Source organism: Pseudanabaena sp. SR411, assembly GCF_002251945.1.
Lineage (GTDB): Bacteria > Cyanobacteriota > Cyanobacteriia > Pseudanabaenales > Pseudanabaenaceae > Pseudanabaena.
The window spans coordinates 1-1569 of record NZ_NDHW01000186.1 but is presented as its reverse complement, the minus strand read 5'-3'; the positions used below and the strand labels follow the sequence as shown (position 1 = coordinate 1569).

The window sequence follows — 1569 nt, the reverse complement described above, 5'->3', positions numbered from 1 at the left end:
AAGCAGAGACGACTCTATCTACAGTACGGGCTTGGTGTCCCTAGGGGCAGAACGAGTTTATCTCTGCTTTTGCTTTTTCGGATTGTAGTAAAGATTTTATCCTTTACTTTTCTTCCTAGATACAAGGGGCAGTGCATTCCCGCAGGAATTTATAAATTTTTAGATCATCTTCTTTTGGGAATGCACTGCCCAAAGCTTCGCAACGCAGGGACAAATTATCTGTAAAAGCAGAGAGGGCTTAGCATTTGTGGATCGGGATTGCTGTGATGAGTTTTAAAATTGTGGCGCAAATGCTAAGCCCCTACTTATTGCGCCTTCGCAATCTCCTGACGCAGCATCTCAACCACAGTGTCAATGCCCTCAAGTTTAGTAGGAAATTGTGCTATAAATTCTGCATCTTTAAGAACTTCTGACAGAATACCCAATGGTGGTTTCTCTGTTTCTAAAATCTCTCGTAAGCTATTTGTACCGCACTCGATTTCACCAATGCCAACTTCATGTAATGCTCGAAAGAGGCGATCGTATTGAGAATTGCCAGTAAGAAGGTCTAATCCTTGTTTCCATAGGTTAATTGCTTCTGTTTGGTTGCCTTTCAGCCCCATTACAATACCATGATTGAGTTTTGGATAGGCATCTTTTGGGTCGAGGTTGATCACCTGTTGATAGGATGCGATTGCTAATTCGTACTTCCCTTGGGCTTGGTAAACAAGTCCCAAACCGTTGTGGGGAGAGGCATATTTGGGGTCGAGATTGATCGCCTGTTGATAAGATGTGATCGCTAATTCGTAATTCCCTTGAGCCTTGTAGACATTTCCCAAATATTTGTAGGAATAGACGAATTTTGGGTCAAGGTTGATCGCCTGTTGAAAGGATGCAATCGCTAATTCGTAATTCCCTTGAGCTTGGTAGACAATGGCTAATCCGTTGTGGGGATAGACAGATTTTGGGTCGAGGTTGATCTCTTGTTGAAAGGATGCGATCGCTGATTCATACTGTTCCAATTTATAGTAACTAACGCCTAACCCTCGCCATGCAAGGGAATTATCAGGATTTAATGCAACAGAACTTTGATAAGCAGTCTGGGCTTCAGTCGATGCAATTGCTTCACGTTCTTTCCAAAGAAATTTCTTGCCAATTGCACTAAATTCTTCTGCTAAATCTTTCCGCAAATGTAGTTCAGTTTCAGGAAGTTGTTTTTCTGCTTCAAGATATATTTGAAGACATTCTGAATATCGTTCCAGTTCATAAAGTAATCGCCCACGTTGTAAAAAGAGAATTACTACTCGTTCGTTTTTACGATCACCATCAAGCCAACCCCGCTTTGTCAATTTCTCTAATTCATCTAACAAATCCTTCCTATGTTCGGGATTGAACGAGTAGTAACCCAAATCTTTGCTAAAGATTCGCAAACGCTTTTTACTATCCCCATCAAACCGCACCTGAAAAGACTCAATAATTCCTAAAAGTTGCTCCTGCCATTCGCCATCATATTGCCAACTCTCCACAAAAAGCGGCACGGCATAGCGCCAGCCAACTTCCACATCTTGCCAAAACTTATGCTGMGATCGG

General features: G+C 42.0%; 1 protein-coding gene. It reads right to left on the bottom strand.

Features of this window, described 5'->3' with window-relative positions; translation table 11 throughout:
- Nucleotides 1–305 precede the first annotated feature (305 nt).
- Nucleotides 306–1569 (bottom strand): tetratricopeptide repeat protein (locus B9G53_RS19775; RefSeq protein ID WP_141211836.1); only part of this gene is annotated, 1264 nt, incomplete at its 5' end.